The following is a 13,806-nucleotide window of genomic DNA, read 5'->3' as shown; positions in this document are numbered from 1 at the left end:
TTATTTTTTTTCGGAAAGTCTTAAAATATCACCAAAAACGCCTCTTGCTGTTACCGAAGCTCCAGCTCCAGCTCCTTGAATAACGATAGGCTGTTCTCCGTAAGATTCTGTATAAATTTCGAAAATAGAATCGGAACCTTTAAGCGAACCTAAAGCTGAACTTACTGAAACGGAAACTAATTTTACTTCTAAATTTCCTTTATCTTGTTGTAAATCGCCCGATAATTCACCGATATAACGCAATACTTCATCCGATTTTTTTGAAGCTTTTATTTCATCATAAATTCCGTCTAATTCAGTTAATTTATCTAAGAAACTTGCAGCACTTCCTTCGCGTAAAGCTTCTGGAATTAAGTTTTGAATTTTAATTTCGTCAAACTCATTTTGCAAATCCAATTCGCGAGCCAAGATTAATAACTTTCTACCAACGTCATTTCCGTTTAAATCTTCTCTTGGATCGGGTTCTGTAAATCCATTATCGATTGCTTCTTTTAAAACTTCGCTGAATTTCTTGTCTTGAACTGAAAAATTATTAAACAAATAACTCAATGTTCCAGAGAAAACACCTTTGATTTTGGTTATATTTTCACCTGATAAATGCAGTAATTTAATCGTATCAATCAATGGCAAACCTGCACCAACATTAGTTTCATACAAATATTCCTTTTGATTTTCAGCTAATACTTTTCGAAGTTTTTTATAGAAATCATAACTTACAGTATTGGCTACTTTATTAGACGAAATTAAATCGAAACTATTTTCTGCCAAAGCAATGTAATTCTCTATAAAAGTAGCACTTGCCGTATTATCAATTGCGATTAAATTTTCTAAATGATGTTCTTTCGCGTAAGCAATAATATCTTCTACTTTATATTCTTGACCTTTATCTTCTAATACCGCTTTCCAGTTTTCGCCTATTCCAAATTTATTCAACAATACTTCTTTAGAATTTGCAATCGCAAACACATTCAGTTTAATTCCTTTTCGTTTTTCGATATTTTTTGCTGATTCTAAAATTTGGTTAATTAAAGTTCCACCAACAGTTCCATGTCCAAAAATAGCAATGTTGATTTTTTTTGCCACACCAAAAACTTCACCATGAATTACGTTTAATGCGCGTTTGAATTCCTCTTTACTGATTACCAAACTGATATTTCTACCCGTAACCGTATTGTTTAATAAAATAGGTGTGATTTTATTTCGGATTAAAGCCGTATAAGGTTTGTGGAAATTCGTTAAATCTTGCCCAATGATTGAAATAACTGCAATATTATCGTTAACCGTAATTTTGTTTACATCTTTTGTATAGAAATCATTTTCAAATTCTTTTTCTAATCCTACTAAAGCTTTTGAAGCCTTATCAGAACTTACCACTAAACCAATTCCTCTTTCTGAAGAACCTTGAGAAATAATACTTACACTAATATCGTTTTCTGCCATTACACTGAAAATTCGAGCATCAACTCCAGTTTTCCCTAGCAAACCTCTTCCTTCTAAATTGATTAGCGATACATTTGTTAAAACTGAAAGCGATTTAATTCCTTCGTTAGTTTGTTCTGAAGTAATTAATGTTCCGTTATTTTCAGGATTAAACGTGTTTAAAATACGTAACGGAATATTCTTTTCCACCAAAGGAATAATGGTTTTGGCATGTAAAATTTGTGCCCCAAAATTCGCTAACTCATTTGCTTCGTTAAAAGACAAACGCTCTATTTTCTTAGCATCTGCTACCAAATCAGGATTAGCAGTAAAAATCCCATCAACATGCGTATAATTTTGAAACTCTTCTGCATTTAGATAATTAGCAATTAAAGAAGCCGTATAATTACTACCATTTCTGCCTAAAGTTGTTGTTTCGTTAAGCACAGTTGAACCGATAAAACCTGTAATAATATTTACTTTATCACCATTTTTAACGAAATATTCCAATACATTTTGCTTTGAAGTAGCTTCTATTGGTTGTGCATTTCCAAAATTTGCATCGGTTTTAATTAATTGGCGTGAATCGACAAATTGTGCTTTAATACTGTTTTCATTTAAAACATAAGCGACATATTTTGCTGATAAAATTTCGCCATAAGCAATAACTTGATCTTTAATTTTATCGCTATAATCTCCTAAAAGCGAAACACCTTCTAATAACTTTTGAATTACTGTAAATTCTTCTTCAAAGATATTTTCTTTTAAACCTTCTAATTGGTATTTTTTAAATTGTTCAAAATCGTTTTGAAACTCAATTTTAGCTTGCGCTTTCTTTAGTAATATTACCAATTCGTCAGTTGCATTTCCTCTTGCAGAAACCACAACCGCGATAGGTTCGTTATTGAAATATTTTTGAGCAATCGTTTGAATTACCTTTTGCAATCCTTCTCCGTTTGCTAATGATTTTCCGCCAAATTTTAATATTTTCATCGTGAATTTTAATTGAATATAGGTTTAAGTATGTTGTTTAGTTGTTCAAATTCTATCAAGAAAGCATCGTGCCCGTGAATAGATTTGATTTCGTGATAAAATGCATTGTTTTTGTAGTTTTTGATTTCCTGAAAAGCAGTTTTGATTTCGTTTGCCGTAAAAAAATAATCGTTATCAACGCTTACTAAATGAATGTTTGACGTAATGTTTTTTATAACTTCAGATTGGTTGCGATTTCTAAAAATATCGGTAGTTTTCAACAAATGATTCATCAGTTTGTATGCCGAAAGTTGAAATCTGTTTTGCAATTTTTCTCCGTGATGCAACAACCAACTTTCTACTTGAAATAATCCTTCTGCACTTTGCAATTTTGTATTGAATTTATCTTGCAATGATTCAGGTGTTCGGTACAATAACATGGCGTGAATTCGTGCATCGTGAATTGGATTTTTGGAATTATTCAGAATCAAATCTTGAATTAACACATTTCCAATCAACCAATCAGAAGCTTTCCAATTTGTTGCTACCGGAATTAAATTCGCAATCGCTTTTGGTCGAATCGCTGCCATTTCCCACGCAATTGCTCCACCTAAACTTCCGCCAATGACTGCAAAAACTTGATTCACTTTAAACGAATCGATTCCTTTCCAAAATAAATTAGCAATATCATAAGTGGTAAAATCTTGATAGTTTTCAATTAGATTATTTTCATCTTGATAACCATTTCCTGGAATGTTGAAAACTAAAACTGTATACTTATTTGTATTAATTGTCTTTTGTTCTCCAATTAAAGATTCCCACCAACCATTTTCTCCAATAACTTGCGAATTGCCTGTTAACGCATGATTTACCAAAACTAAAGGCGCTGTTCCAATAGACTGCCCGAACAATTGATAAGAAAGAATAACCTTTGATTGCAACACTCCATTTTGCAATTGGAAATCCTCGAACACTATTTTTTGAATATAACTCATCTTACTTTTTAAAAAAGACTGCCTTTAGGTAGGTTTTCTATCGGCAGTCTTCAAACAAACAAAAATCTAAACTGTTGTATTTACGGCAAGTTTTTCAAAAACCGCTTGTAAATCGGATTTTAAATCTTCTATATCTTCTAAACCAACTGACAAACGAATTAAATCTTGTGTCACGCCAGTAGTTTTTTGCTGTTCTTCTGTCAATTGTTGGTGAGTTGTACTCGCTGGGTGAATGATTAACGATTTGGTATCCCCAATATTCGCTAATAAAGAAAATAATTGCGTTTCATTAGCCACTTTTTTAGCTGCATCAAATCCACCTTTTAGACCGAAGGTTACAATTCCTGATTGCCCTTTTGGTAAATACTGTTGCGCCAAATCGTAATATTTACTCGATTTTAATCCTGGATAATTTACCCAAGCTACTTCGTCTTGTTCGCTTAACCATTTTGCTAAAGCCAAAGCATTTTCACTATGTTTTTTGATTCGGATTTCCAAAGTTTCTAAGCTTTGTAAAATTTGGAATGCATTAAACGGACTTAATGCCGCTCCTAAATCACGTAATCCTTCAATTCTTGCTTTCGCTATAAACGAAGCCGCTCCTAACGCTTCATAATATTTTAATCCGTGGTAACCTGCTGATGGCTCCGTAAATTCGGGGAATTTTCCACTGCTCCAGTCAAAATTTCCGGCATCGATAATTACACCACCTAATGAAGTTCCGTTTCCACCAATATATTTGGTCAACGAATGAATGACGATATCTGCTCCAAACTGAATTGGGTTTAACAAATAAGGAGAAGGTACCGTATTGTCTACTATAAATGGAACTTTGAATGCTTTTGCTTCGCTAGCAATAGTTTCTAGATCGATTATATCTAATTTTGGATTTCCTAAAGTTTCTGCGAAAAATGCTCTGGTATTGTCTTGAGCCGCATCGGTAAAGTTTTTAGCATCCGAAGGATCTACAAAAGTGGTCGTAATTCCTAGTCTTGGCAATGTAACATTCAGTAAATTATAGGTTCCGCCATATAAACTATTGGAAGCCACAATATGATCGCCCGTTTTTAGTAAAGTTAGTAAAGTGGTAGAAATAGCCGAAGCTCCCGATGCAGTTACCACCGCTCCAATTCCTCCTTCTAGTGCTGCTAAACGTTGTTCCAAAACATCATTCGTTGGATTGTTTAATCTTGTATAAATATAACCGGGTTCTGCTAAACCAAATAAATTAGCGGCATGATCTGCATCGTTAAAAACATACGATGTAGTTTGATAAATTGGAATAGCTCTTGTTCCTCTATTTTGTTTCACGTCATAACCTGCGTGAAGGGCGTTTGTTGCAAATTTTTGTGTGCTCATAATTTTTTATTTTTTAATGAATGTATTATTGATTTTATTCTCCTAGAGTCTAGTCTAGGCAACACATTCGGCAACATCGCCTCGGCAAATACACTTTCATTTTTATGAGTTTTAATTATAAAAAAACCTCTGCAAAAGCAGAGGTTTTATGGATTATAGTTTTTTGAAAAATAGTTACTTTATGCCATAGTGTTCCTCTGCGGATTGTTCCACATCATCATACACATATTGCACATAGTTAATTTCATTTTTTCGTTTTTTTACAAGGCAAATTTAGAACTATTTTCTATTTAAAAAAATAAATAGTTGTTTTTTCTAAATTTTACTTATTTTGAACTAAAATATAGTTTTTAAAACCGTTTAGGTTTAGTTTAAATAAATTATTATTCTATTAAAAGAGAACTTCTCTTTAAAACAATCCTTCAATTGAAAGGTAACGCTCTCCCGTGTCGTAGTTGAATGTTAAAACGACTGCATCATCCGGAAGGCTTTCGATTTTTTTAGACACTGCCGCTAAAGAAGCTCCTGTTGAAATTCCGACTAAAATTCCTTCTTCTTTGGCGATATTTCTAGCATAATCAAACGCTTCGTCTTTACCCACAGTGATTACTTCATCAATTAATTCAGGTCTGTACACTTTAGGAAAAAATCCAGCTCCAATTCCTTGTAATGGATGCGGTCCCGGTTCACCACCACTCAACACCGGCGAAGCTTCTGGTTCTACAGCGATTACTTTTACATTCGGAAATTTTTCTTTTAAAACCGAAGCCACACCTGTAATGTGTCCACCTGTTCCAACGCCTGTAATTAGGTAATCTACACCTTCAGGAAAATCGGCTAAAATTTCTTGAGCAGTTGTTCGTTGGTGCACTTCCACATTGGCAGGATTATCAAATTGAGAAGGCGACCATGCATTTGGAATTTCTTTTACCAATTCGGCAGCGCGTTCAATAGCACCTTTCATTCCTTTTTCACGTGGTGTTAAATCAAATTCGGCTCCATAAATTTCCATCAATTTTCTTCGTTCCACACTCATGGATTCTGGCATGACTAAAATCACTTTATATCCTTTCACCGCAGCTACTAAAGCCAGTCCGATTCCCGTATTACCAGAAGTAGGCTCAACAATAACGCTGTCCGGTTTCAATAAACCTTTAGCTTCAGCATCTTCAATCATTGCCAAAGCAATTCTGTCTTTAATACTATTTCCAGGATTTGTTCTTTCTAGTTTGATGAATACATTTTTATTAGCACCAAACAATTTGTTCAATTTAACTACTGGTGTATTCCCGATAGTTTCTAAAATATTATTTGCTTTCATATTTATTGGTTTTATTATTCTACAATTATATACTGAAATCGATTATTTTACTGGTATCGATTTTATCTTTCACAATGACTTCACTTTTATGAAAAACCAAAGTTTGAGAAGGAACACTTTCGGTTAACCAAACATTTCCGCCAATTACGGAACCTTTTCCTACGATTGTTTTCCCTCCTAAAATGGTTGCATTCGCATAAATAATCACACCATCTTCAATAGTCGGATGTCTTTTTTGCTCGGCTTTGTCTTTGCTTACACTTAAAGCTCCAAGCGTAACTCCCTGATAAATTTTTACATCGTTTCCTATTTCTGCGGTTTCGCCAATTACTACTCCCGTTCCATGATCGATAAAAAAGCGCTCTCCAATTTTAGCCGCCGGATGAATATCTATTCCTGTTTTAGAATGTGCATATTCTGAAAGAACTCTTGGAAAAACCGGCACTTCTTTGTTCCAAAAAAAGTAGGCTATTCTATGAACTACTATGGTAAAAAAACCAGGATAAGACATCAACACTTCACTACGTGATTTTGCTGCCGGATCAAACTCCAATATAGCATCTAAATCAGCCAGCAAAAGCTTGTGAATAGTTGGTAATTCTTCAAAAAATGAAGCTGTAACTTCTGAAGCTTTTTCAACTTTTAATTGCTTCAAAAAAATAGTTAGTTCACTTTTCAACTCGGTTACTTTTTCTTCAAACAAATCAAAGCGACAACTTTCTTCACCTGCTAAAAACAACCATTTAAAAAGTTCTTCGCTCCAAATTTCTGCTTTGAACTTATCAAACAAAAAAAGCTGTTGTTGCTGTTTGAAATCAAATAATTCTTTTAGTTTATTTTTCATTTGTTTTTCGAATAGGATTGAAAATAAAAAAGCCTCTGTGGATTTTCACAGAGGCTTTCATATATAAAGTTTGTTTAACTAAATGCAATAGCGTTCCTCTGCGGATGTTTTCCCCATACAAGTACACGCGCTACAACAAGTAAATCTCATTTTTTCTTCATTTTGTATTGTAAAATTAGTTTAATTACTTTAAACATCAAAACTTATAACAAAATTTTCACAATTAAACCATAACCTTCCTAATTTAATAGAAATTTTAAAGCTATTTAAGCAACTCACAGAAAATGAATCTAATTCATATTATCACTCTAAAGCATTAACAGGAACATAAATCATAATTTTTTCAAAAAAATATTTGGATTTCATTTCCATTTCATAACTTTGTAGCCTAATTAGAGGAAAAATTTGAACTGATTGCAACCTCATAAAAAAATGCTAAAGCAGTACAATTACTCCTTTTAGCTTTTTCCTGCAATAAATTTTCCCTCACTTATCTAATAAATTAAATTATTATGGCTTATTTATTTACGTCAGAATCTGTTAGTGAAGGACATCCGGATAAAATTGCGGATCAAATTTCAGATGCATTAATTGATAACTTTTTAGCCTTTGACGCAGAGTCAAAAGTAGCTTGTGAAACTCTAGTTACTACTGGTCAAGTTATTTTAGCTGGTGAAGTTAAATCAAAAACTTATTTAGATGTTCAACAAATTGCTAGAGATGTAATCAAGAAAATTGGTTACACGAAAAGCGAATACATGTTTGAAGCTAACTCATGTGGTGTTCTATCTGCTATTCACGAACAATCTCAAGATATTAATCAAGGTGTTGACAGAGCTAGTAAAGAAGAACAAGGTGCTGGTGACCAAGGAATGATGTTTGGTTATGCAACTAGCGAAACTGAAGAATACATGCCACTTGCCTTGAAATTATCTCACCAACTTTTACAAGAATTAGCTGCTTTACGAAGAGAAAATTCAGCTATTACTTATTTAAGACCCGATGCTAAAGCGCAAGTTACTTTAGAATATTCTGATGATAACAAACCGGTTCGTATAGATGCCATTGTGGTTTCTACACAACATGATGAGTTTGCTGACGAACCAACGATGTTAGCTAAAATCAAAAAAGATATAATTGAAATTTTGATTCCTAGAGTTATTGCTAAAAATGAGCAATATGCACATTTGTTCAATAGCGATATTAAATATCACATTAATCCAACCGGGAAATTCGTAATTGGCGGACCACATGGAGATACTGGTTTAACTGGAAGAAAAATTATCGTTGATACTTACGGCGGAAAAGGAGCTCATGGTGGTGGTGCTTTTTCTGGTAAAGATCCAAGTAAAGTAGACCGTTCTGCTGCTTACGCAACTCGTCATATTGCTAAAAACTTAGTTGCTGCAGGTGTTGCTGATGAAGTTTTAGTTCAGGTTTCTTACGCTATTGGTGTCGCAGAACCGACAAACATCTATGTTAACACTTATGGAACTGCAAAAGTGGCTTTAAACGACGGTGAAATTGCTAAAAAGGTTGCCGAAATTTTTGACATGAGACCTTATTTCATTGAACAACGTTTAAAACTACGTAATCCAATTTATAGTGAAACAGCTGCTTACGGACACATGGGAAGAACTCCTGAAATTGTATCCAAAACTTTTACTTCGCCAAGCGGAGAAACTGTTACAACAGAAGTTGAATTATTTACTTGGGAAAAATTAGACTTTGTAGATAAAATTAAAGAAGTATTTCATACATAAAAAAAGGAGCTTTTAAAGCTCCTTTTTTTTATAAATTATATTTTAAACTTAGAATAATATATCTTGGTTGGACCACATAACTAGAAAAACTACTAGTTCCGCCTAATTGATTGAAACTATTAGAATTTAATCCTTTTGTTTCTAGCAAATTGGTTCCGGATAATTTCCATTCCCATTTACTATTTTTCTTTTGATACATTACACTAGCCGATAAGAAATCGTATTCAGAATCGATAGTTTTACCTTTATTTCTATTATGATAATAACTGTATTCTGAAACAAAAGAAAAAGCATCTAAAAAGTAATATTCTAATTCGACCGAGGGATTATCGGTATAGAAAACGTCACTTGAGTTATCGTTAATAGTAAAACCATATTTTAAACTTAAATTAGGAAGCTTTTTATAATTTGTAGAAAAACTAACATTATAATTTTGAGTAAACGATTCAGTTGTTTGCACCACTTCTTCAGTTGGGAAAACACGAATGTTATTAAACTTACTCCAATTTAAACTTAAACCTGCTGAAGCTTTGTAATATTTTTTAAATGATCTTCCGTAGTTTCCTGCTGCGGTAAAAGTTTCATCAGCAAAATTAGAATTCATATTTACTGCGGTTGAAACTTGATTAATACTTGTTAACAAAGCCTTGTTTTTAACCGCATCTACTTGTTTTGTGTAATTTAAAGCCGCAAATATATTTTCGAAATTAAACATATTATATTTAAAATATCTTAGGCTATGTACTTGTGAAAGTGAATTTTCTAAATATCTATTCCCGCTAAATAAACTATTGTAATTTGAAAACACATAACCTTCAGAAAGTTTAACTATATCGGTAAAATTATTAGTTAGGGAAAAGTTATAGGTTAATGTTTCCGATTTTTTTATTTGCCATTGCGCAAAAACATCAGGCAATATTCTATTAAAATTTGTAGTATGATCTGTTCCTAATTGTGAATCCTTAGTATTATAATGATGCAAACTTACACCTGGATTAAATGTAAATTCTCCTATTAAAAACTTATAATGCAATCCTAAAAAAACATCGTTAAAACTATAATCTACATTATTTGTATTTGCCTCATCATCTAGATTATTGACATTTCCATTATCGAGAATTTGAAAGATAGAAGAATCAAAATTTTGATACGAATAGGTATTTCCTAAAGTTAGATTAATATTACTCTTTGGTGTTAGCATGTAATAATAATCGAATTTAGCGTCTAACTTATTGGTTTTTACAAAACGGTTTTGAGAAATATCATCTCTATTTTGAGTAGTATCATAACCCGAAAGTGCAAAAGGAAGTGTTTCTAAATTTGCATTATAAAACGGGTCTTCTTGTTGAAATAAATGTTGGGTTTCAAAAGCAAAAACATTTTTATCGTTTAGCGTATAATAATAATTTAAGTTCTGATTGATGCTAAACGGTTTTTGTTCTTTGTTTGTATAGATTTCTCCAATTTCTGAAGAAATAACTTGTTGGTCTTCTTTTTGATTAGAAAATTTAGAAAAAACATCATAATCAAAATGAACTTTTGTAGAAGGAACATAACTCGAACTTAGTTTAAAAATCCCTAAATTACTTTGTTGTTCCGATACTTCGTTTCGTGTTTCTTTATCATTTGTTGAAGCACCTTCTGGCAAATCGTTAACACTATTAGTTACAATATTTGTTTTATTTCCCAAGAAAATCCCGAAACCGCTTAATGTCCAAGATTTTGAAGGATTATAACTAAAATTAGCCGCACCAAATTTTGTATCAATATTAGCTGCTTGATCGTTTCGTAATCCTAAAATCCCTAAATCATTTGAAGAAACATTAAAAGCAGAACCTCCTTTTTGCATCATGTTTTTAAATCCTCCTGTGAATTTAAAATAATCGCGCATGGTTAAAGGAAGTTCGCCAATATTATTAATATTTCCAATTACATTTATACTGTATTTTGGACTATAATAAAACAACTTAGGATTTACAATATATCGATCTTCTTCGTGTCCAACTCCAATACCAGCGCTAATATCTCCAAACCAAAAATTCTTTTTACCTTCCTTTAATTTGATATTAATAGCTATATTTTCATTAGAATTATTCTCCAAACCTTTTAAATTAGAAACTTCATTGTAATTACGAAGTACTTGAATTTTGTCTAATGCATCTGCAGGAATGTTTTTTGTAGCAATTTTAGTATCGCCATCAAAAAAATCTTTTCCTTCGACCATTACTTTTTGAACTGTTTTCCCTTCAACTTGAATTTCTCCGTCTTTATTAACCTCAACTCCCGGAAGCTTTTTTAATACATCTTCCAGTTTACGTTCAGTTCCATTTGTAAAAGAATCGGAATTATACACAATAGTATCTCCAGAAATTGTTACAGGCATTTCATACACAACTTCAACATCTTTTAACTGCACACCCTGACTCATACTTATATCATAAGTCATATTTTGAGAACTTGTAGTAACGTTTTTCTCGTAAGAAGAAAAACCGATATAACTCGCTTTAATAGTGTAAGGTGTATTTGCTTTTAAGGTTAAAAAGTACTTTCCTTTTTCATTTGTAATAGCATAAGAATCCATAGCTTTTGTTTGATTATTTACAGCCATTACATTCGCCATATCTAATCCATTCCCTAATGAATCTTTAACAAAACCCTCGAACTTTATATTTTGAGCAAAAGCATTACAACTTAATACCATTGTCAATAGAAATAGAATTTTTTTCATATACGATTATCTTGGACCAAAACCGTGTCCCCCACCTCTATTATTACGAAACATTTCCTGCATTTCTTCTATTTTTGCTTTTAAAGTTTCGTCAAACTCTTTTTGCGAAACTTCTTTACCTTTATTTGGTTCTTTAATTTCAACTCTTTCTTTAGAATTTAGTACAATTTTAGAACACAAAATAGTAGTGCTTCCATCATTTACTTCTAAAATTAAACCTGGTAATCCCCAATAATTTTCTGGACCTTGATTTACTGGAATTTCAGGAGCATACCAAGCTACAACCGTTTTCTCTTTTGGTTTTTCTATTTGATCCATAAAATTCGTTTTTGATGAACTTGCAGAATCTTTTTTCACTTCACTATTTTCCTTATTTCCTCTAAATCTAAAACTTCTAAAATCGGAATCGGAAACAGGAACTACAGCAGTGGCTTTAAAACAAGTATAATTTCCAATTTGTCTTGTTTCACTTTCCATTTTCCAATTAAAATTAGTCAAAGTATCTTTAATTAAGAATTGTTTTCCAAAAACTTCTTTATCTACAACATATCTTTTCTCTTTTACATTTTTGAAATTAGTTCCTCCATTTCCTGTCATGCTCATCATCATTCGCGCCCCTTGATTACTTTGACCAGGCGCATCTAATTTTTCTTCTTCTTTGTAGATTGATGTAGTTTTATCAAAATTTAAAACATAGGTTCTCTCAAACATTTTTTTCAAACGTTCCTCCATGCCTTTTTGCATTTCTGGAGTTACATCTTTTGGTTTTGGCATGTTTTTCATCATTTCAGCAGTACTTGTTTTAGATTCGTAAACTGCCATTCCTTGAAAGTTTTGAGCGTCAACAGAAACTGTTAAAAGACTAATAAAAAAGATGTAAAGTATTTTTTTCATTACAGTAAAATTTATTTATATATTAAAAGACTAACAAAAGCGTTATTTGTTACAATAATTTATAGATTTTAAGAGTTAAAATAGTACTTTAGACTGTTCAAAACAAAAATGGATTAAATAGATGCCTAAATTTTTTAATTATTTTTTTTACTATTCACTTTTATTTGCTTTTCGCAAGAAGTAATTCAGACAACTATTATAGATTCTATCCCATTTGAAGCAGAAAAATTTATTGGAACTGATGCTTATAAAAATTATTATTTCATTAAAAAAAACACCTTAGTAAAAGTAAATAACAACAAAAGCATTTCATATCAAAACTTAACTTTAGGCAAAATAACCTTTGTAGATATTCAAAATCCGTTACAAATAGTTTTGTTCTATAAAGATTTCAACACCATTGTCTTACTTGACAATCAGTTAAACGAAACCACACAAGTAAATGGAAACAACTTTGGTTTAATATGGGAAACTATTGGATTATCAAGACAAAACTCTTTATGGTTTTTTGACACCAATTCTATGAAATTTGGTTTATTTAATTTAATTGAAAACAAATTCCAGCTCATCTCAAATCCACTAAACGAAAAAATAAAATTAACTCGTTCAAGCTACAATAATTTCTACTGGCTCAATGAAGAAAATGAACTTTTTAGTATTAATTATTTTGGCAAAATAAATTCTTACGAAAAAATTCCAGATGCTGAAAATTATGAAATAATTAGCCAAAATGATTATTTATACTCAAAAAATCAAAAAATTTTCTATTTCCCTAACAATAAAACATATGAAATTGTTGTTGATAAAAATACCTTTTCAAATTTTTGTTATAAAGATGGAATTTTGTCTATTTTTACCAACAACTTTGTTATTAATTATAAAATAAAATTACCATAATGCATATTGCTGTTGCTGGAAATATTGGTGCTGGAAAAACAACCCTTACTAGGCTTTTAGCCAAACATTTTAAGTGGGAAGCACATTTTGAAGACGTTGTAGACAACCCTTATTTAGATGACTTTTACAATCAAATGGAGCGTTGGAGTTTTAATCTTCAAATTTACTTCTTGAATAGTCGTTTTAGACAAGTTCTTCAAATTAGAGAAACGGGAAAAACAACTATTCAAGACAGAACCATATACGAAGATGCGCATATTTTTGCGCCCAACTTGCATACAATGGGATTAATGACGAACAGAGATTTCAATAATTACATTTCATTATTTGAGCTAATGGAAGATTTAGTTGGTGCTCCTGATTTGTTAATTTACTTAAGAAGTTCGATACCTAATTTAGTAAGCCAAATTCACAAAAGAGGTCGCGATTATGAAAACAGCATTTCTATCGATTATTTAAGTCGTTTAAATGAGCGTTATGAAGCCTGGGTTCAAACTTACGATAAAGGGAAATTATTAATTATAGATGTAGACAACATTAATTTTGTTGATAATCCTGAAGATTTGGGAAATATTATCAATAGAATTGATGCTGAAATAAACGGTTTATTCTAA

At 31.7% G+C, this 13,806-nt stretch carries 10 protein-coding genes; 3 read left to right on the top strand and 7 right to left on the bottom strand.

Features of this window, described 5'->3' with window-relative positions; genetic code table 11:
- The 5 genes from thrA to epsC form a co-directional block, all read right to left on the bottom strand.
- Positions 1 to 2,412, bottom strand: coding sequence for a bifunctional aspartate kinase/homoserine dehydrogenase I (gene thrA, locus GCU34_RS12315; protein ID WP_072781608.1), 2,412 nt, complete (start codon positions 2,410 to 2,412; stop codon positions 1 to 3).
- Positions 2,413 to 2,420: 8 nt separating this feature from the next.
- Complete coding sequence (locus GCU34_RS12310) at positions 2,421 to 3,386, bottom strand: alpha/beta fold hydrolase (RefSeq protein ID WP_072781611.1); 966 nt, start codon at positions 3,384 to 3,386, stop codon at positions 2,421 to 2,423.
- Between the two features lie 66 nt (positions 3,387 to 3,452).
- Entirely contained in the window at positions 3,453 to 4,745 is a 1,293-nt protein-coding gene (locus tag GCU34_RS12305) for an O-acetylhomoserine aminocarboxypropyltransferase/cysteine synthase family protein (protein WP_072781614.1), read from the bottom strand.
- A gap of 409 nt (positions 4,746 to 5,154) precedes the next feature.
- On the bottom strand, positions 5,155 to 6,066 hold the full coding sequence (cysK, locus tag GCU34_RS12300) for a cysteine synthase A (protein ID WP_072781616.1): 912 nt from the start codon (positions 6,064 to 6,066) through the stop codon (positions 5,155 to 5,157).
- A gap of 25 nt (positions 6,067 to 6,091) precedes the next feature.
- A complete protein-coding gene (gene epsC / locus GCU34_RS12295; protein WP_072781618.1) occupies positions 6,092 to 6,910 on the bottom strand; it encodes a serine O-acetyltransferase EpsC in 819 nt (272 codons plus the stop codon).
- Positions 6,911 to 7,422: 512 nt separating this feature from the next.
- Here epsC and metK point away from each other — a divergent pair.
- Entirely contained in the window at positions 7,423 to 8,673 is a 1,251-nt protein-coding gene (gene metK / locus GCU34_RS12290; RefSeq protein WP_072781621.1) for a methionine adenosyltransferase, read from the top strand.
- Positions 8,674 to 8,701: 28 nt separating this feature from the next.
- Here metK and GCU34_RS12285 read toward each other — a convergent pair whose 3' ends face one another.
- Complete coding sequence (locus tag GCU34_RS12285; RefSeq protein ID WP_072781623.1) at positions 8,702 to 11,401, bottom strand: TonB-dependent receptor; 2,700 nt, start codon at positions 11,399 to 11,401, stop codon at positions 8,702 to 8,704.
- A 6-nt stretch (positions 11,402 to 11,407) separates the two neighbouring features.
- On the bottom strand, positions 11,408 to 12,295 hold the full coding sequence (locus tag GCU34_RS12280; protein ID WP_072781626.1) for a GLPGLI family protein: 888 nt from the start codon (positions 12,293 to 12,295) through the stop codon (positions 11,408 to 11,410).
- Positions 12,296 to 12,670: 375 nt separating this feature from the next.
- On the opposite strand from GCU34_RS12280, the gene GCU34_RS12275 reads away from it, so the two are divergent.
- Positions 12,671 to 13,192 (top strand): hypothetical protein, encoded by a 522-nt coding sequence (locus tag GCU34_RS12275; protein ID WP_152378475.1) that lies wholly within the window; start codon positions 12,671 to 12,673, stop codon positions 13,190 to 13,192.
- Positions 13,192 to 13,806 carry a deoxynucleoside kinase gene (locus tag GCU34_RS12270; protein ID WP_072781630.1) on the top strand — a complete coding sequence of 205 codons (615 nt, stop codon included), beginning with the start codon at positions 13,192 to 13,194 and terminating at the stop codon, positions 13,804 to 13,806. Before GCU34_RS12275 ends, GCU34_RS12270 begins: the two co-directional genes overlap by 1 nt.

This window comes from Flavobacterium haoranii (assembly GCF_009363055.1).
Classification (GTDB): Bacteria; Bacteroidota; Bacteroidia; order Flavobacteriales; family Flavobacteriaceae; genus Flavobacterium; species Flavobacterium haoranii.
The sequence above is the reverse complement of the archived record's forward strand: the minus strand, read 5'-3'. Positions and strand labels throughout refer to the sequence as shown.

Coding starts and splice junctions, on each gene's coding strand:
- thrA (WP_072781608.1), bottom strand. CDS start 2,412: ATGAAAATATTAAAATTTGGCGGAAAATCATTAGCAAACGGAGAAGGA.
- GCU34_RS12310 (WP_072781611.1), bottom strand. CDS start 3,386: ATGAGTTATATTCAAAAAATAGTGTTCGAGGATTTCCAATTGCAAAAT.
- GCU34_RS12305 (WP_072781614.1), bottom strand. CDS start 4,745: ATGAGCACACAAAAATTTGCAACAAACGCCCTTCACGCAGGTTATGAC.
- cysK (WP_072781616.1), bottom strand. CDS start 6,066: ATGAAAGCAAATAATATTTTAGAAACTATCGGGAATACACCAGTAGTT.
- epsC (WP_072781618.1), bottom strand. CDS start 6,910: ATGAAAAATAAACTAAAAGAATTATTTGATTTCAAACAGCAACAACAG.
- metK (WP_072781621.1), top strand. CDS start 7,423: ATGGCTTATTTATTTACGTCAGAATCTGTTAGTGAAGGACATCCGGAT.
- GCU34_RS12285 (WP_072781623.1), bottom strand. CDS start 11,401: ATGAAAAAAATTCTATTTCTATTGACAATGGTATTAAGTTGTAATGCT.
- GCU34_RS12280 (WP_072781626.1), bottom strand. CDS start 12,295: ATGAAAAAAATACTTTACATCTTTTTTATTAGTCTTTTAACAGTTTCT.
- GCU34_RS12270 (WP_072781630.1), top strand. CDS start 13,192: ATGCATATTGCTGTTGCTGGAAATATTGGTGCTGGAAAAACAACCCTT.